The organism is Pseudovibrio sp. Ad46 (assembly GCF_001623065.1).
GTDB lineage: Bacteria > Pseudomonadota > Alphaproteobacteria > Rhizobiales > Stappiaceae > Pseudovibrio.
Genome location: NZ_LMCG01000027.1, coordinates 81,248 through 98,907 on the forward strand (window position 1 = coordinate 81,248; position 17,660 = coordinate 98,907).

19 protein-coding genes are annotated in these 17,660 nt (G+C 50.1%); 11 read left to right on the top strand and 8 right to left on the bottom strand.

All coding sequences use genetic code 11. The annotated features are described in order from the left end of the window. Window positions 1-7: 7 nt before the first annotated feature. Entirely contained in the window at window positions 8-982 is a 975-nt protein-coding gene (locus tag PsAD46_RS05455) for a type II secretion system F family protein (protein ID WP_063291361.1), read from the top strand. Window positions 983-986: 4 nt separating this feature from the next. Here PsAD46_RS05455 and PsAD46_RS05460 read toward each other — a convergent pair whose 3' ends face one another. After that, window positions 987-1,769, bottom strand: a complete 783-nt coding sequence (locus PsAD46_RS05460; RefSeq protein ID WP_063291362.1) for a tetratricopeptide repeat protein — start codon at window positions 1,767-1,769, stop codon at window positions 987-989. Window positions 1,770-1,981: 212 nt separating this feature from the next. On the opposite strand from PsAD46_RS05460, the gene PsAD46_RS05465 reads away from it, so the two are divergent. From PsAD46_RS05465 to PsAD46_RS05510, 10 genes are all read left to right on the top strand, one after another. Further along, window positions 1,982-3,364 carry a leucyl aminopeptidase family protein gene (locus PsAD46_RS05465; protein ID WP_063306394.1) on the top strand — a complete coding sequence of 461 codons (1,383 nt, stop codon included), beginning with the start codon at window positions 1,982-1,984 and terminating at the stop codon, window positions 3,362-3,364. Window positions 3,365-3,475: 111 nt separating this feature from the next. Continuing rightward, entirely contained in the window at window positions 3,476-3,826 is a 351-nt protein-coding gene (locus PsAD46_RS05470) for a MarR family transcriptional regulator (RefSeq protein WP_063286786.1), read from the top strand. Window positions 3,827-3,887: 61 nt separating this feature from the next. Next, window positions 3,888-4,757, top strand: coding sequence for an NlpC/P60 family protein (locus tag PsAD46_RS05475; RefSeq protein WP_063291363.1), 870 nt, complete (start codon window positions 3,888-3,890; stop codon window positions 4,755-4,757). Window positions 4,758-4,897: 140 nt separating this feature from the next. Then, window positions 4,898-5,407: a pilus assembly protein N-terminal domain-containing protein gene (locus PsAD46_RS05480; protein WP_208981681.1), complete on the top strand. Its 510-nt coding sequence runs from the start codon at window positions 4,898-4,900 to the stop codon at window positions 5,405-5,407. 14 nt (window positions 5,408-5,421) lie between these two features. Then, window positions 5,422-6,006, top strand: a complete 585-nt coding sequence (locus tag PsAD46_RS05485; RefSeq protein WP_153040694.1) for a TadE/TadG family type IV pilus assembly protein — start codon at window positions 5,422-5,424, stop codon at window positions 6,004-6,006. A 26-nt stretch (window positions 6,007-6,032) separates the two neighbouring features. Continuing rightward, entirely contained in the window at window positions 6,033-6,650 is a 618-nt protein-coding gene (locus tag PsAD46_RS05490; protein WP_153040695.1) for a TadE/TadG family type IV pilus assembly protein, read from the top strand. Window positions 6,651-6,923: 273 nt separating this feature from the next. Further along, entirely contained in the window at window positions 6,924-8,345 is a 1,422-nt protein-coding gene (locus PsAD46_RS05495) for a bifunctional enoyl-CoA hydratase/phosphate acetyltransferase (protein ID WP_063306337.1), read from the top strand. Between the two features lie 25 nt (window positions 8,346-8,370). After that, window positions 8,371-9,552 (top strand): acetate kinase, encoded by a 1,182-nt coding sequence (locus PsAD46_RS05500; protein WP_063306338.1) that lies wholly within the window; start codon window positions 8,371-8,373, stop codon window positions 9,550-9,552. A 205-nt stretch (window positions 9,553-9,757) separates the two neighbouring features. Further along, the gene (locus PsAD46_RS05505; protein WP_063306339.1) at window positions 9,758-10,228 is read left to right on the top strand and encodes a dienelactone hydrolase family protein; all 471 of its coding nucleotides are present in this window, start codon (window positions 9,758-9,760) and stop codon (window positions 10,226-10,228) included. A gap of 94 nt (window positions 10,229-10,322) precedes the next feature. Beyond that, window positions 10,323-10,940 (top strand): HAD family phosphatase, encoded by a 618-nt coding sequence (locus PsAD46_RS05510; RefSeq protein ID WP_063306340.1) that lies wholly within the window; start codon window positions 10,323-10,325, stop codon window positions 10,938-10,940. A 44-nt stretch (window positions 10,941-10,984) separates the two neighbouring features. Here PsAD46_RS05510 and PsAD46_RS05515 read toward each other — a convergent pair whose 3' ends face one another. From PsAD46_RS05515 to PsAD46_RS05545, 7 genes are all read right to left on the bottom strand, one after another. Next, window positions 10,985-11,413: a hypothetical protein gene (locus PsAD46_RS05515; protein ID WP_063306341.1), complete on the bottom strand. Its 429-nt coding sequence runs from the start codon at window positions 11,411-11,413 to the stop codon at window positions 10,985-10,987. Between the two features lie 604 nt (window positions 11,414-12,017). Next, window positions 12,018-12,476: a DUF4265 domain-containing protein gene (locus tag PsAD46_RS05520; RefSeq protein WP_063306342.1), complete on the bottom strand. Its 459-nt coding sequence runs from the start codon at window positions 12,474-12,476 to the stop codon at window positions 12,018-12,020. Window positions 12,477-12,676: 200 nt separating this feature from the next. Then, the gene (dapD, locus tag PsAD46_RS05525; protein WP_057462871.1) at window positions 12,677-13,528 is read right to left on the bottom strand and encodes a 2,3,4,5-tetrahydropyridine-2,6-dicarboxylate N-succinyltransferase; all 852 of its coding nucleotides are present in this window, start codon (window positions 13,526-13,528) and stop codon (window positions 12,677-12,679) included. Between the two features lie 110 nt (window positions 13,529-13,638). Continuing rightward, window positions 13,639-14,532, bottom strand: a complete 894-nt coding sequence (locus tag PsAD46_RS05530) for a LysR substrate-binding domain-containing protein (RefSeq protein WP_063286795.1) — start codon at window positions 14,530-14,532, stop codon at window positions 13,639-13,641. Between the two features lie 191 nt (window positions 14,533-14,723). Continuing rightward, entirely contained in the window at window positions 14,724-15,422 is a 699-nt protein-coding gene (locus tag PsAD46_RS05535) for a pyrimidine 5'-nucleotidase (RefSeq protein WP_057462870.1), read from the bottom strand. A gap of 114 nt (window positions 15,423-15,536) precedes the next feature. Next, window positions 15,537-16,424, bottom strand: a complete 888-nt coding sequence (gene argB, locus PsAD46_RS05540) for an acetylglutamate kinase (RefSeq protein WP_057462869.1) — start codon at window positions 16,422-16,424, stop codon at window positions 15,537-15,539. Between the two features lie 146 nt (window positions 16,425-16,570). After that, entirely contained in the window at window positions 16,571-17,497 is a 927-nt protein-coding gene (locus tag PsAD46_RS05545) for an EAL domain-containing protein (RefSeq protein WP_057462868.1), read from the bottom strand. Between the last annotated feature and the right edge of the window lie 163 nt (window positions 17,498-17,660).

A 17,660-nucleotide genomic window follows, 5' to 3' on the forward strand; every position in this document is an offset into this window, starting at 1 on the left:
CCCAGAGATGTCAATTGCAGATCTTGGAAACAGCAACTTATTTGTAGTCATTCTCACATTACTTGCAGTATCAGGAACAGCCTATACGCTTTTAATGCCTCTGTTTGAACGCGATGAGCTAAAAGATCGCATGAAATCAGTTGCTCTTGAGAGGGAGAAAATTCGAGCACGAGAACGTAATCGTTTAGCCAACAGTAAAGAGGTTGAACGTGCTTCTCTTCGGAGTAGCCCTAAAGAAAGCGTGCGAGAATTTGTCGATAAATATAACCTAAAAAATATTTTATCGAATGATGGAGTGGTTAGAAAACTAAAAATGGCAGGATATAGAGGGTCATCTCCTCTCTATTCCTATTTGTTTATGCAGATTATGTTGCCGATAGGTTTTTTTATTCTCGCATTTGTTTATCTTGCCGTCATTTTGAAGTTAGATGTTCCTGTCTTGGGTGTGCTTTGCATTAGTTTGTTATTCTCCGCGATCGGGTTCTATGCACCAAGTATTTTTGTTCAAAATCAAATTTCGAAACGGCAAGAAACTATTCGATTAGCGTGGCCGGATGCCATGGATTTGATGCTCATCTGTGTCGAGTCTGGTATGTCGATTGAGGCCGCTTTTAAGAAAGTAGCAGAAGAAATTGGAGCTCAATCTGCAGCACTGGCTGAAGAGCTTGTTCTGGCTAATGCAGAGCTTTCTTACTTGGATGAGCGAAAGAAAGCTTACCAAAATCTGGCAGAACGAACAGGCCTTGACGGTGTTAAGAATGTTGTTGTCGCACTCACGCAGGCCGAGAGATATGGTACGCCAATCGGCAACGCCCTTAGAGTTCTGTCAGATGAAAACCGTCGAGAACGAATGCAGGAAGCCGAACGAAAGGCAGCGGCGTTGCCACCTAAACTGACTGTACCCATGATGCTATTTTTCATGCCTGTTCTGTTTATAGTTATTATTGGTCCTGCAGTGATCCAGGTAGTGAACGCATTCTAACCCATCACGCCTTGCCCAGCATGGTCTTCAAGTACGCCACATTCTCGGCGGCTTGACGTGGGTCTATGTCGGATTGGGCGATGCGAACGGCTTCGTCAAACCGGCCTTGCAGTCCAAGTGTCAGAGCAAGGTTCTGGCGCACCTGACTGCCAGCTTTGCCGGTATCCAGTGCTGTTCGTAAAGTCGTCTCTGCGTTGCGCAGATCGCCTCCCAGCAGGTAGGACATTCCCAGGTTATTCAAAACAGTTGGCTCATTTGGCGAAAGCTTCAGCGCTTGCTGGTAGGTTGAGCGTGCTTGTTTTGTCTCACCAAGTTGATCCAGAATAGCCGCCTTGGCAGAAAGCATCTTCCAGTTTGGTTGTGCTGGGTCGAACGCATTGTCGATGACATTGAGCGCTTCCTGCAACTTGCCGTTTTCAGCGAGCACTTTGCCATAGCTTGCCGCAATTGTGTTGTTGTCAGCATTTGCGATGACACCACGTCGTAAAATTGCTTCTGCTTGTTGGCCCTGGCCATCAATTCTCAAAGCTGCTGCAAAGTTCAGGATCGTACGAGGATTTTTCTGGTCTTTGGCATAAGCACCGCCCCAATAGGCGAGGGCTTTTTGCATCTCTTGTGAGCCAGGTTTAAGCTGCTGGCTCTGCGAGATAGATGCCTGAGCGCGTGGTTTGTTGGTTGCGCAGCCAGAAAATGCAAGCCCACAAACCAGCAGCAGCGAGACAGCTGTTGCACTTCTTAAAATGCCAGAAGACACCTTAGTTGTGTGTGTGCGGTCAAATACGGCCATGGAACCCTCAACAACGAAGCAATTCAAATATTGTTTGAAAATCTAATATTATCCCTAATTTCTGGTTAATTTGGTGTAGGTGAGCCCATTGTCGGGCGGGGGAGCAGCAAGCTGAATGTCTTGCGCAGAACCAGTAACGTCGTTAGGTTGCCACAACGCTGTCCGTATAGGACAGAACACAAATTTCAAACATCTCATCAATGGAGCTCCCGGTGCACGGACCGTTAATTTCTGCCGATAAAACAGTAAATCCAATCCCGGTCGTAGCGCTCTCTGCCAGTGAGTTAGAAGCGTATCTTGATGCCGCGGGTTCCATGGTGAAATCTTGGGCGAAAGCGCAGGAGTTTACAGCTGCTTTTGGGGAGACACTGGCAGTTCCAAATGAAGCAGGCAATATTGCAACCGTGCTGTTTGGATATGGTGAAAGCCAGAGAGATGCTTTGGAAACAGGCGCTGCTCTTAATAAAAAGCTCCCAGCTGGCGCGTTTGAACTTGCAAAAGGCTTTGAAGATCCGGCTGGTATCGCTCTCGGGTTCTCACTCGCAGCCTACCGTTTTGATGCTTATAAGAAAATCCCTGCGCCAAAGTCTCAGCTCGTCATCAGCGAGCCGGGCATTTTGGAAGAGCTGGCACCAATTATCGCTGGCGCACACCTGGCAAAAGACCTCATCAATACACCCGCGAATGATATGGGGCCGGAAGAACTTGCCGCCGCAGCTTGCCAGCTATTTGAAGATCATGGCGGATCTTCAAAGGTCATCATGGGCGATGTTCTGGAGAACGAGTTCCCGCTTGTGCATGCTGTCGGCAACGGCAGTGACAGGGCACCGCGTCTGGTTGATGCGATTTGGGGCAAAGAGACTGATCCGAAAATCACGTTGGTCGGCAAAGGGGTGATCTTCGACAGTGGCGGTTTGGACGTAAAGCCAGCAGCAGGCATGATCCTTATGAAAAAGGATATGGGCGGCGCGGCAAATGTTCTCGGCTTGGCGGCAATGATCCTGAAAGCTGAGCTGCCAATGCGCCTGCGCGTGATTATTCCTGCCGTTGAAAATGCAATCTCGGGCCGCTCCTTCCGCCCTTCTGATATTTTCACAAGCCGTAAAGGCCTTTCTGTAGAGATCGGAAATACAGATGCTGAAGGACGCTTAGTCCTGGCAGATGCACTTGCGCTGGCTGATGAAGAAAGCCCAGAGCTGATTGTTGATATGGCAACGCTGACAGGTGCTGCCCGTGTCGCACTTGGACCTGATTTGCCGCCATACTATACTGATGATGAAGACTTGGCCGAAACCATCGCTGTTCACAGTGAAGCCGTGAATGATCCATTGTGGCGCCTGCCACTCTGGAAGCCATACAAAAAGTACATCACCTCCAAAACAGCTGATCTGGCAAACATCAACACAAGCGGAGCAGGCTTTGCAGGCTCAATCACTGCAGCTTTGTTCCTTCAAAGATTCGTTGAAAACGCGGGAAGCTGGGTACATCTTGATATCTACGGTTGGACACCAATTGAGAAAGATTTCAGAACCCATGGCGGAGAAGCCCAGGCAATTCGGGCACTTTTTGACATGTTGAAGACTCGATTTGCCTAAGCAAAGTGCAGATTGCGCTGTCAAAATTACTTAATACCTCAATCTGGTAAGGGTCCCGAAATGATTTGCAGGCTAGGTTTTAGCCTGCAATAGGGATTAGGACGATAAAATATGCCCGTAGAGATCCGCCCGTCGCAGGCGCTTAAGCTATGGCATGATGTAGTGTTGGAATTGGTGCGCGCAGCAGATCAGGATTTGACTGCTCGCCAAATGTCTATTCTTTTAACTGTATATCTTGAGCCTCCACCACATACCGTGCGCGGACTTGCGCAAAAACTAGGGGTAACCAAGCCTGCAATTACGCGCGCATTGGATACCCTTGGAACAAACAAGCTACTTTCCAGAAAGCGTGATGAAAATGACCGCCGCAATGTCGTTGTCACACGCACAGTTGCTGGGGCGCTGTATCTGGAACAGCTTGGCGATCTGGTCTCAGAAAAAGCTCAGGACCTTTCGCGTTGATCGAAAGGCGGAACCAAGACATTATCACTCCGCTATGCCATTTTGATTGGAGGGGCCTCATATGACTGCTCAACTTGACCGCCGTTTACATCCGGTAAGACCGGATTTGGCTTCCACTGACTATCGCGGCCAGGTGCAATCGGAGCGTTTTGTGGAGGGGACCGACTACTCTGTCAAAGCAGATAAGATTGAGCTACGTGCTCAGCCAGATGTTGCATGCGGAATCGATACTGAGCTGAATTTTGGCGAAACCTTTCGTGTATTTGAGACAACGCAAGAAGGGTGGTCTTGGGGACAGTTGCAAACAGACGGATATGTCGGCTGGCTGCCGACGAACGCGCTGGGGCCTGTTGAACAAGCAACGCACAGAGTGATTGCCCTGCGCACCTATCGCTACCCGGAAGCCGAAATGAAACGCCCAGCTCTGGGGCAGGTCTCCATGGGAGCACTGGTAAGCGTTGTGGGATATGAGACCAGGCGCGGGCTGGAGTTTGCACAGCTTGCCGATGGCTCGTTTATGGTCAAAAAACACTTGGTAGAGCAGACTGATAAAGCGGCCGACTGGGTGAGAGCAGCAGAAGCGATGGTTGGAACGCCATATCTTTGGGGTGGACGCTCTACTCTGGGGCTGGATTGCTCCGGCTTGATCCAACTTGCACTCCAGATCGGCGGTATAAATGCCCCACGTGATGCGGATATGCAGGAAGCCATGCTGGGCGAACAACTCGACCTCTCCAGTGGCCTGCCAGCTTTGCAGCGCGGCGACTTGATGTTCTGGAAGGGGCATGTGGGCGTTATGTCTGATTCTGAGACCTTGCTGCATGCCAACGGTTACACAATGACGGTCGCTTATGAAGGACTTCAGGCGGCTCTTAAACGCATTGGCGAGAACGAATTTGGCCAGCTCACCTCTGTGAAGAGGCTAAGTTGAACCGATGTTTACCCGTGCTTAACCATAAAGCGCATTATCGGAATATCTGACCCGTCAATTCGCGCAAATTAGGTTTTCGTTCACTAAAATAATCGCACAAATAACTAGTAAAATTTAACAGTTATTCGGTGGAGTTTGCCGTGTTTTGGAAGCTGCAAAAACAGGTCTCTGACCGTTCGTCAAAAATTGCCTCTGTCGCAATCTCTACTGCGATGATCGCAGGCATCTCTGCTACCTCAATCACACCCGCCTCTGCGGATGTTGAGGTGGTCGCCGATCAGGCAAAAGTCTTCCGTCTCGAGGAGCCAGCCGAAACCATCATTCTTGGAAATCCAAGCATTGCAGATGTGACAGTGCACGACCGCGTGACAATCGTGATCACAGGCAAATCCTACGGCACCACCAATCTGGTTGTCCTGAACGATGCCTCTGAGCCCGTTGTCGAAGAGCTGATCACCGTGACAGCAGAAATGGCCGGCTACGTCGCCATCCAACGCAACAGCAACCGCTTCACCTACTCCTGCAACCCCGACTGCCACGAAGTCCTGCGTCTTGGCGACAATAAGAAAAAGATCGAGGATGTCGCCAGCACCATCAGTGTTCGTAATGAGTTGGCGCAAGACGGAACCGTGGCAGGTAACGGTCAGTGATTCGGAATATACTAATGTTTTATCTGCTATCGTGTAGGCGGCAAAAACAAAAGAAAGGGTTTCAGCGCCAATGCTGGAGGTATTCTTTCCTCTCAGATTCACGTGGTGTAACGGCAATCGAATTTGCGATTATAGCTCCAGTCCTTTTTGCTGTTGTACTGGCCATATTCGAGCTTGGTCTTTCTATGTTGGTAGAGGTCATATTAGACAATGCTGTCGCCGAAGCGGCGCGGCAGATCCGAACTGGTCAGGTCTTTATTGCTGCACAAGATGGGGAATACAATCAAACTAAGTTTAAGAATGTAATCTTGGACAATGGTGCGGGTCTTTTGAAAGCTGCTGAAGACCGCATTTTCATTAATGTAGAATCTTTTGAGAATTTTAACGATATTCCAGGATCGGAACCTCTTCTGGAAGACGGTGTAATTGCTATGGACCAAAACTGGGATCCAGGGCGGGCTAGTGATGTAGTCGTAGTTCGGGTAGTTTGTGCTTGGCCCTTGATTACGTCAAAGATGATTGAATTTTTTGGTCAAACCGATGATGGGAGTCGCATTCTCGTCGCAACTGAAATTTTCAGAAATGAACCGTTTTCGTAAATATTAACTAGAGTTTGATTTGCTTCATGAGTTCATATTTAAGTTTTTTTAGAAAATTACGGTGTTTCTTATTTAGTGAAACAGGAGTTGCTGCAATCGAATTTGCGATTGTTTTGCCTCTCTTGTTGTTTCTTTTTATTGGAATGGTTGAGCTCACAACAGCACTATCCTTTGATCGTCGTGTAAGTAAGACAGGCGCTTCTATAGGTGATCTCGTCGCGCGTGCTGATAATGTTTCTAATGACATGGACGATATCGAAAGAGCAATTGAGCTTCAAATGACACCCTTTGAAGATGCTGACATCAATGTTAGAATTGGAATGGTCCAAATAAGGCAAGATAGGCCTCAAGTTGTTTGGAGTTGGGGCAATAATACAGACGAACCATGGGCTCGGGGAAGTAAGCCGACTGGCGTGTTTTTTTCGGATGCAATGCTGATTAATGGCCAGTTTTATGTTGTCTCAAGCGCTCGCCTTGAATACGACTTCTTACTAGGTAGCGTTTTGTCTGATCTTGGCCGGCTACTTTCAGGGGATAGTGAAAAGTTAGCATCCATTTCTCTCAGCGATAGCTTCATACTTCTCCCTAGAAGGGTCTCCTGTGTTGAGTATGATGACCATTGCGCAAACTGGCCACCATCATAATAACAACTACGTAAGATTTAGTGCTGTAATCTAAATATTGATGTGTCATAACTTCGCAGATCGCCAAAAACTGCTATTTTGTGATCTTTACCGATAGATTTGTTAGCTCAAATGTTGAATAAGCGCCCCAAGCTTGGCGAAGAATTTAACGCACATATCGCTGAACAGTCACAGAGCTGCGATAGTATGGCTGAGACCTCCCCTCATGAGCCCTATCGCAATACTCATGAGCTCGGACTGGCGCGGTATGTGGAAAATGAAAAGAGGCTATCAATGGCTACCAATCGGACCTATGACCAAATCCAGGTCGGAGATTCCGTCACTCGCTCCCGCATCTGTACAGCAAACGATCTTTACGTTTTTGCGCACGCGTCTGGCAACATCAATCCACTGCATCTGCCAAACGCGCAGTGGGAAGGCATTGAGAAGAAAGATGGCCCATCGGCACCGTTCATGTGGGGCGCTACTCTGATCTCAGCCGTCGTCGGCAACTACCTCCCAGGTCCTGGCTGTGTGTACCGCGATCAGACACTTTCCTTCCATAACAAGGTGAAAGTGGATCAGGTTCTCGACGTCACTGTAACCGTTCTGGAAAAACTGCCAGATAACATCATCCGCCTTGCAACAAGTGTGAAGGTTGACGATGGCACTCTGGTTGCTGAAGGTGAAGCTCGGGTAGAAGCACCAACTAAGTCAATCTCTTACGATGCAGAAGAGCTGCCAGGCCTGCTGATGAAGCGCCACCAGCACTTTGATCGTCTCGTTGCAACTGCTGCCCAGCTGCCAGCGATCCCAACTTCCGTTGTGTGTCCAGACGATGCAAACTCCCTCGGTGGTGCAGTCATGGCCGCTCAGGCTGGCCTGATCATTCCGATCCTGTGTGGTCCTGAAAAACGCATTCAGGCTGCTGCTGAAAAAATCGGTGCAGACATCTCCGGTTACGAGTTGATCGACACACCTGATGAAGGTTCTGCGGCTGCTAAAGCTGTTGCATTGGTTCATGAAGGCCGTGTGCGCTCTGTCATGAAGGGGCACCTTCATACAGATGACCTGCTGCGCCACGTTGTGAAGCGTGAAGGTGGTCTGCGCACCAAGCGTCGCCTGTCACATGCGTTCGTAATGGATGTTCCGGGGCGTGAAACACCGCTCATCGTCTCTGATGCTGCAATCAACATTGCACCAGACCTGATGTCAAAAGTTGATATCACTCAGAACGCAATCGACGTTGCCCGTGCTATCGGAATTGAGCCTCCAAAAGTCGGCATCCTGTCCGCTCTTGAAACCGTAAACCCGGCGATCCCATCCACCATCGATGCAGCTGTGCTGTCCAAGATGGCTGAGCGTGGTCAGATCAAAGGCGGTATCGTTGACGGTCCTCTGGCGATGGATAACGCGATTGACCTTGAAGCTGCTCGCACCAAAGGCATCGAATCCGTTGTTGCAGGTCGCGCAGAAGTGCTGATCGTGCCAAATCTCGAAGCTGGCAACATGGTTGTGAAAGAGCTGACCTTCCTTGCTCATGCAGAAACAGCTGGCCTTGTAACCGGTGCACGCGTGCCAATCATCCTCACCAGCCGCGCTGACAACGATCGTGCGCGTCTCGTTTCTTGTGCTCTGGCATCCATGTACGACTACTACCTACGCAACGGTGCTGCGTATATTGGTGAACAGGATCTGGCAGAAGCTGCAGAGTAATTTCGGGATAGCTGAGAAAACAATAATGACAATCGAAACAATCCTTGTACTGAACGCTGGGTCTTCCTCCATCAAATTCCAGTTGTTCAAAGGCGAAGAAAGTGTGCTTTCCGGCCAGATCGACGGTTTGGGAGCATCTGCTTGGGTTAAAGGCAAATCCGCTGAAGGCGCAACGATCATGGATCGTGCGCTCTCAGACGAAGAAGCACAGAACCACAACACGGCTCTGCAGGTTATCCTTGCTCTGCTGAAAGAGTTCGATCCGAACCTTGAAGTGGACGCTATTGGTCACCGTGTGGTTCACGGCTCTTCCAAATACTCTGCACCTGTGCTGGTCACTGAAGAAGTTGCCGCGGAACTTGAAACATTCAACCCGCTTGCGCCTCTGCATAACCCGCACAACCTTGCAGGTATTGCGGGGTCCAAAGCGGCCTTCCCGGGCAAGCCGAACGTTGCGTGTTTTGACACCGCGTTCCACCGCACGCAGGAATTCAAGAACGAAGCCTACGCGATCCCGACCAAATACTACGACGAAGGCATTCGTCGCTATGGTATGCACGGCCAGTCCTTCCACTTCATCGCGGAAGAGCTGCACAACGTGGCGCCAGAAGTGGCAGATGGTAAAGTTGTCGTCGCTCACCTCGGCAACGGCGCATCCATGTGCGCGATCGAGAATGGCAAATCTGTGACCACCACCATGGGCTTTACCCCGGTTGATGGTTTGGCAATGGGCACACGTTCCGGTCTTATCGATCCGGGTGTCATCTTCTACCTGATGGAAGAAAAAGGCATGTCCGTGAAAGAAGTCGCGAACCTGCTGAACAAGGAATCCGGCATGAAGGGGCTTTCCGGCATCTCGCAGGATATGCGTGATCTGGAAAATTCCGACAGCCCTGATGCAAAACGTGCACTCGACTACTACGACAACCGCATCAAACGCGAGCTGGGTGCTCTGGTTGCTGTCATGGGTGGTCTGGACGCAATTGTCTTCACTGGTGGTATCGGTGAGAACTCTTCCCAAACCCGCGCTGGTGTTTGTAAGGGCCTTGAATTCCTCGGCGTAGAAATCGACGAAGAAGCCAACAAGGCGCGTGCGAAAGAAGCAATCACAATCTCTAAAGCATCTTCCAAGGTTAAGGTCATGGCGATCCCAACCAACGAAGAGGCTATGATTGCCTGCCAGACCCGCGCGATTTGCGAGTCGTAATCGACCTAAAAGTGGTGTTGATCACAGCGTTAAAGCCGCACTTTTCTTAAAGGAGAAGTGCGGCTTCTCTTTTGTTTGCCTATACGTACAAGAGCAGACGGGATAGTTGCCCAAACATATTTGCATAGGTTGAATTATCAAAATAAGTTATATATTGAGGCGTGCATCTCTATTATATATAGCTTCAATAAAAACTGGCATTCCTATGATCATCGCTGCAACTACATTAGCGCTACCGGCCTCTTTACAGGCTGCTGAGCTGCGTCTGGTGGAATACCATCAAAGAAATTTAGCCTACATCATCGTGCCTCGGACAGATAAGAAACTGCCTGCACTTGTGTTGTTTCATGACTGGGCAGGATTAACTGAAGAAGCGATCTTGCAGGCTGCGAAAATCGCAGAAGAAGGCTATGCAGTGTTCCTTCCTGATCTGTTTGGCGGCAAGGCCCCTCAGTCAGAAGAAGAAGCCCAGCCACTGGTGGAAGCGATCCTTGAAACGGACCATCAGCATGAGCTTATGGCGAATGTCCATTCAGGTTTGCAGGTGCTGGAAAGCGTCGAGGAAGTCGAGCCAGTGGACGTCTCCATTTCTGGCCTTGGTATTGGTGAGCAGGTTGCCAGTTACATCTCAAAAAGTGATATGAAACCCGCACTGTCAATGCTCGCACATGCGTAAGCCAGACGTCATTTTGTAATCCCACGCATTGCATCCCGGGTGCTGAGCAAATACTACTGAGCCAACTCAATCTTTGCATCTAAAGGAGGGGCTTATGTCCTCACCGGTCACTGCTGTCGTGTTTGATATTGGTAATGTCTTGATCTCCTGGGATCCGGAGAACCTGTATAAGGATCTGATCCCAGACGCATCAGAACGCCAGTTCTTCCTCAATGAGGTTTGCCCATACGACTGGAATCTGGAGCAAGACCGAGGACGTCCTTGGGGCGATGCCATCGCCGAACGACTTGCCAAGTTTCCGCAGTATGAAGAATGGATCAAAGCCTATTACGAGCGTTGGGAAGAAATGCTGGCCGGTGCGATTGAGGCGAATGTCGCGCTCCTGAAAGAACTCAAGGATAAGGGCATCTCTCTATACGCCATCACCAACTTCTCTACTGAAAAATTTGAGGATGCGAAACGCCTGTTCCCATTCCTTACGGACAGTTTCATCGATACTGTGATCTCGGGCGATGAGAAGCTCCTGAAGCCGGATGCTGCCATCTACAACGTGCTGCTGGAAAGAAACCAGCTCGAGGCATCTAACCTCGTCTTCATTGATGACACACTGAAGAATGTTGAAGCCGCCCAGGGCGTTGGTATGAAAGCGCTCCACTTCTCCGAAGCAGACAAACTCCGCTCAGAACTAAAGCAGCTTGGCCTGCCGCTGTAAGCACTTCACACAACAGGTGAGGGGAGTTCCAAGTTAGTGTGAACTCAAAAAACTCTGCTGATCAAAGCGCCTATTGAGAGGCGAGGCAGTTCAATGCTTTGGAAGAAATCAGGATTGATGTATGGGGCGGAAACAAACAAAAGTGGACCTATGATTGCGATAACTAGCAGCCAGTACAGCAGATAGACCCACCATCTGTTATAGGACTTGACCTCAATCTCCTCCTCAAAATACGCAATGCGTGCCGCATCCACCGTGAAAAAGATGGAAAGCAGTGCTTGTAGTACAGAAAGAAGAGTTGCTTGCGTTTGAAAATCGATAAACCTCAAGGGCGGAAGGTATATCATGGTAATCGAGAGGATCAGGAAAGCCACATACAATGCCAGCCGCTTGAGGCGCCCTACATATATGTAGCCACTTGCAAAATAAAATTGTAGCAGAAGCGCAATCCACCACTTACGTTTTACCGTCATTCCATAACTTCTAATTGCTGATGTCGAGTTAACTCAATCAGTAATGGAAAGTAGGTTCAATAGAAACCCTAATCTCTCAGCTTTGCTTGTTCTAGGTGACGTTAGTGAATTTAGGTGCTGTATTGCCAAGAAACTTATCCCCCTCTTCGAAAATGCCCTTACGCTTGATCTCGTGCCCACGCATTCGGGCAGGAGTGGACCGTCCATTCCGCGGCGTGGGTGGGATTGGGCTGCTGGTACGAGGTAACGTATCGTGTCAGGAGGTCCGGTGAAGCGCCATACCCTATTGAGACCACAGTGGTAGTAGGGAGTTTGGGGTCGTTCCGGAGAGCGTCCGGTGGTGACAAGAAATTGTCGATGACAGGGAAACCTGTCAGTGACACGGGAACGTGTCATTCACGTCTGTCCGAGAGGGAGCCCGCGTGTTCATGATAAAAGGCCCGGGCGAGGCGAACAGCTGATGCCGAAGAAACATATCTAACAAGTAGCGCAGGCAAAGCCTGTTCGCCTTGCTCCACCCGTTTAACGGGATCCTCAAACACAAACACCGCCGGGATGATCCAGCGGTGATATTCGTGCTTGTCAGTCTGAGCGGGTTGAAACGCTAGACCTTATGCCCGCAGTGGCCTTCTTCAAAAGCCCAGATGCCAAGGCCTTCGCCTTCTTCAAGAATGGAGTAGGCGACGTGGATGTCGACATTTGCGGGAATATCTACGCTGAACAGCGGTGGATCAGCGTCAATGTCCTCGCATGTACAGCCAAGCTTTTCCAGCTTGGACCATTGCTTGGAGAATTCTTCCGGCTGTGTCGTCTCTTCCACCATGATCCGGTAGGTGGAATGGCCCGATGCCTTATCGACCCTGTCAAAAACAAGCTGCCCTTTTTTCCGGTTGGCAAGCAGCTCGTCACCATTGGCAACGCCGCAAGCAAAGAAGGGTGTGTTTTCAAGCTTATAGCGATTGCCACCGAGCGAGCGTACCCACACAGTTTCACTCTCAATGCCGTGCCAGTCATGTGGATCCAGCTGGAAGACAAGTTTGTGCAGATTGCTGTTCTTATTCATGGGGCCTCACAAATTCTAAGCGCAATATACTCATGCGTTCCAGCGAAGCAACAAGCATCTTGAGGTAATGTGTTCATAGCCTAACAGAGCCGGTTTTTAGGTTAAGAGGTGCGTTTAAACACGTGGAACTTGAACCGGGTAGTCAAGAAAAAAGCCGAAGCAATCGCCCCGGCTTTAATCGATCAGATCTGATCTAAAACTTAGTCGCGCAGAAGATCGTTCACAGAGGTCTTCGCACGGGTCTGTGCATCAACACGCTTCACGATAACCGCACAGCCCAGATTTGGACCTGGAGTGCCGTCTGGAAGCGGTTTGCCTGGCATGGAGCCCGGAACAACAACGGAGTACGCAGGAACTTCACCGTAGAAGATTTCACCGGTCGTGCGGTCGACGATTTTGGTCGTTGCGGAGATGAACACACCCATGGAAAGCACGGCACCTTCACGAACAACAACGCCTTCAACAACCTCAGAACGAGCACCGATGAAGCAGTTGTCTTCAATGATAACCGGACCAGCCTGAAGTGGCTCAAGAACACCGCCAATGCCAACGCCGCCGGAAAGGTGAACGTTTTTACCGATCTGAGCACAGGAACCAACAGTCACCCAGGTGTCAACCATTGTGCCTTCGTCAACGAATGCACCAAGGTTTACGAAGGAAGGCATCAAAACAGCGGATTTGCCGATAAATGCACTACGACGAACGATGGAACCTGGAACAGCGCGGAAGCCAGCTTCTTCAAAGTCGATCGCGCCCCAGCCGTCAAACTTGGAAGGAACTTTATCCCACCAGGGAGCCTCGTCCGGACCGCCTTTGATGATCTGCATTGGGTTCAGGCGGAAAGAAAGCAGAACAGCTTTCTTGGCCCACTGATTAACAACCCAGTCGCCAGAGGATTTTTCCGCAACGCGCAGCTTGCCGTGATCCATAAGGTTCAGTGCGGTGTTTACTGCATCACGCACGTCACCTGTGGTGTCAGTGCTGATGTTGTCACGGTCATCAAATGCAGCGTTGATGGTGGCCTCAAGGGCCGCAAGATCAATCTGGCTCATTGGCGGCAGACTCTCATAATTAATGGGTTTCGAATTAGAGCTACCGAGGGGTACGCAAGCCCCAACCAGAAGTCAATACTCTCAGACTTCCGGTTGTCTCATGTATCAATTTAGGTTGCTTCATGTGCCTTGAATGGCTGCTGGGATTGTTCCATTAGCCATTTGTGGAAGGAAGATACCGGACGGGTCAAAGGACGGTTCGCATTACGTACAAACCAATAGCCACTTTCCAGAGAAAGGCGCGGCCAGTCCGGAACCACCAGATGACCTGCAGCCACTTCCTGTTCCACAAAGCGGGTATCAATCGCAATTGCACCCATGCCTGCAACAGCAGCCTGAATAGCCATGTTCCGGCTTTCAAACATCGCACCAGAGGTCTGATCCGGATGAGGCAGGCCAGTGCCATTCAACCAACGCGGCCAGTCTTCACGTCTGGAGGAGGTATGCAGCAATTTCAGCTTATCAAGCAGCTTGATGTCAGGGTTCGGGTCGCCGTTACTCAACTGAGGAGCAAACGCAACAACCAGATCTTCCTGCCAGAGTTGGTGCCGCTCAACATGCGGCCAGGCCCCATCTCCCAATCGGATTGCGCAATCATAGGACTCTCGGTCAAGGTCCACGACGCGCATACTCGTCGAGATCAGCAGCTCAATATCCGGATGCTTATCCTGAAAGTCCGGCAACCGCGGAATAAGCCAGCGTGTTGCAACTGTAGAAAGGGTAGAAATGCGCAACTCAGTCCGGCTTCTGCGCCGGAAGGCTTCAACAGCGTGCTCGATTTGGTCAAACGAGTTGCCAAGATTGGAGGACAAGCGCTGCCCTTCTTCAGTCAGGGCAAGTCCGCGGCCATCACGAATAACCAGCGCGGCGCCAAGCTCGTTTTCCAATGATCGGAGCAGGTGCGTCAGGGCTGATGGTGTAACGCCAAGATCCTCTGCGGCACGAGCTGCTCGGCCGTGTTTGGCCAACAGTGAAAATGCGTGTAGCGCGCGCAGTGAAACCATGACGAATGCCCTTCCTTATGAGTTCTTGAATTAATCTCAATAAAGGGAAAAAAGGCATTCGTCTAGACGATCGTGATATTTTTTCTCTTTGCGCCTTATTATGCGCAAAAATTGCAATTTTTGGTCGAAACTGCCCCTACAGGAGTTTGAGATGCGAAACCGGGGCACCTTCGTGTTTTGATGGAATAGCTCTAATTCTTGAGTTCCCCTAGGATATTATAGAGGAAACCGTCCAGATGATCGGTCACGAAATCCACGTGAGGCTCGCTGCCGCTCGAAAGCTCCCAATCTTCGCGGAAAACCTCACGTGTTCCGTCCGGAATGACAAGAACAGTGCGCATGCCAAGAGAGTTTGGAACAACTAGATTGCGTGAAAGGTCCTCAAACATGGCTGCTTTCTGCGGAAGAATACCGTTTTTCTCCAAAAAACGCTGATAGGTCGCTTCAGCAGGTTTTGGAACTAAATCAGCCTCCATAATCCCGAAGATGTCTTCGAAGTGTTGTGTGATACCCAGACGATTGGCAACAGATTCCGCGTGTTTTCGCGTTCCGTTTGTCAGGATGTAGCACTTGCCCGGCAGTTGGTTGATCGCATCTGCAAGCTCAGGATTGGGATCCAGCACAGAGTGGTCAATGTCATGCACGTACTCAAGGAACTCATCGGGCTCAATGTGATGCTCAAGCATCAAACCACGAAGCGTGGTTCCATACTCTTTGTAATAGGAGATCTGTAACTCTCTCGCCTGCTCAGCCGGCTTTCCGGTGAGCTTTTGTACAAACTCAGACATCCGCTGATCGATTTGATCGAACAGATTTGAATGGTGAGGGTAGAGAGTATTATCCAGATCGAAAACCCAGCTTTCAACGCTGGCAAATGGGGAATTGGTCATGCTTATCCGTTCAGTTATCAGCTATGCCGATAAGTGTTGTTTGATACCAAGCAAAACAGGAAAGAATAAGGATAGCAAGAGAGGCGAGCGTCTTTCGCCTCCCTGCATCAATTATCAAGGTACGATCAGAGTACCTGCACCATGGTCGGTGAAGAGTTCCAAAAGAACGGCGTGGGCGACTTTTCCGTCAACAATAACAACGCCTTCAACACCCTGTTCAAGGGCTTCGAGACAGGTCTCAACCTTCGGGATCATGCCGCCGGAGATTGTGCCATCCTCAATAAGAGCCCGGGCTCCGGCACGGGTCAGCTGCTTGATAAGCTTGCCGTCTTTGTCCAGAACACCCGGAACGTCGGTAAGGAACAGCAGGCGTTTGGCGTTCAAAGAGCCCGCAATCGCACCAGCAAAGGTATCTGCATTGATGTTGTAAGTCGCACCATCACGACCCGGCGCAACAGGAGCAACAACAGGAATGAGATCACGTTCAAGGATCAGCTCAAGCACCTTGGCGTTGACTGCTTCAGGTTCGCCAACAAACCCAAGGTCCAGAACCTCTTCGATCTTGGAATCCGGATCACGGTGCTTGCGGTGCAATTTACGTGCAGTGACCATGTCACCGTCTTTGCCACAAAGACCAACAGCACGTCCACCTTCGCGGTTGATGTCTGCCACAATGCCTTTGTTGATGGAGCCGGCCAGCACCATCTCAACAACCTCAACGGTCGCCTGATCCGTCACACGAAGGCCGCCTTTAAACTCGCTCTTGATGTTGAGACGATCAAGCATCGAACCAATCTGAGGACCACCACCGTGAACAACAACCGGATGAACACCAGACTGGCGCAACAGAGTGATATCTCGGGCAAAGGCGCGGGAAAGGGAGTCATCTCCCATGGCATTGCCGCCGTATTTTACAACAACACGTCGGTCATCATAGCGCTGCATATAAGGAAGAGCTTGGGCAATGACGTGCGCACGATTACTGGATTCCGAGAAACTCATAGCGATTTGTACACCTGGAGAAGACAAAGGATTGATACGCAAATCACACGGACTGCGTGTGAAGTATATAGCCGCATTATGAACACGTCACAAATGTTCAGTCATCCCCACCTGCGTGGATTTACTCAAGTAATCGAGGAAATTGTCTAATGCCTCTCGCGTAAATAATCTGCAAAACCGTCTTCACCCGCTGGAGGGGAGAACAAAAAACCCTGAGCATTGGTGCAGCCGCTGCTTTCCAGCAAGTGCATCTGCTCTTCCGTTTCAACACCTTCAGCCGTCACTTCCATGTCTAGCAAGTGAGCCAGTTCAATCAGATGAGCGCAAGCGGCACTGTGAACAGCAGAGGTTGGCACTCCAGATAGAAAACTGCGGTCGATCTTGATCCGGTCAACTGGACAATCCAGCAAGTGCTTCATAGAGGCAAAGCCAGTGCCGAAGTCATCAAAGGCAACTGAGATACCCATCTCCTGCAGCTTACGCATGTTCTCCATGGCATGTGGCGCTCTGTCCAGATCAATCCGTTCTGTAACTTCAAGCTCTAAGAAATGCCCGGGGGTGCCAGTGTCCTGTAAAATCTTTTGAATGCGGGAGACGATGTATTGATCAACAAACATCCTGCCGCAAATGTTCACGGAGATCTTGAAACTAGGATCAACAAGATTACTCCATCCACTGCGTGCTTTGCAGGCCTCGCGTATAACCCAGTAACCAACGTCTTTACCAAGGCAACTGCGGCACAGGGTTGTGATGAAACGGGAAGGGGGCAACAAACCACTCTCCGGGTGCTCCCATCTGATCAGAGCCTCAGCCCCAACGAGCTTGCGATCTGTCACACGGACGATTGGCTGATAATGCAGCACGAATTCATCACGGAGGTAGGCAGAAATCAGTGAACGCTCCAGTGCGGTAGGCCCAAGCTGGCGTGCTTTGTACCACTTCTTCAAATTCAGCCCTGCCAACAGCAGCGTTGGTAGTGCATGAATGAAACGCCAAACATAGGTCAACGCATTGGTAATGGTATGCTCAGGTACAAGAGCCCAATGATGACGGAGGGACGGAGTTGCACACATACATCACCCCCTTTGACTGATTTTAGCACTGTGATTGTAATCTTGTTTGTCTTTTCCAGACATTCGACGACCTCCCCTTCGACGACGGTCTGTCTATATTCGGGGGGTAAATTGACCCAAGGTCAAGAAGAGGTTAAGGCGGGCTGGGGAAAAGGCAGCAAAA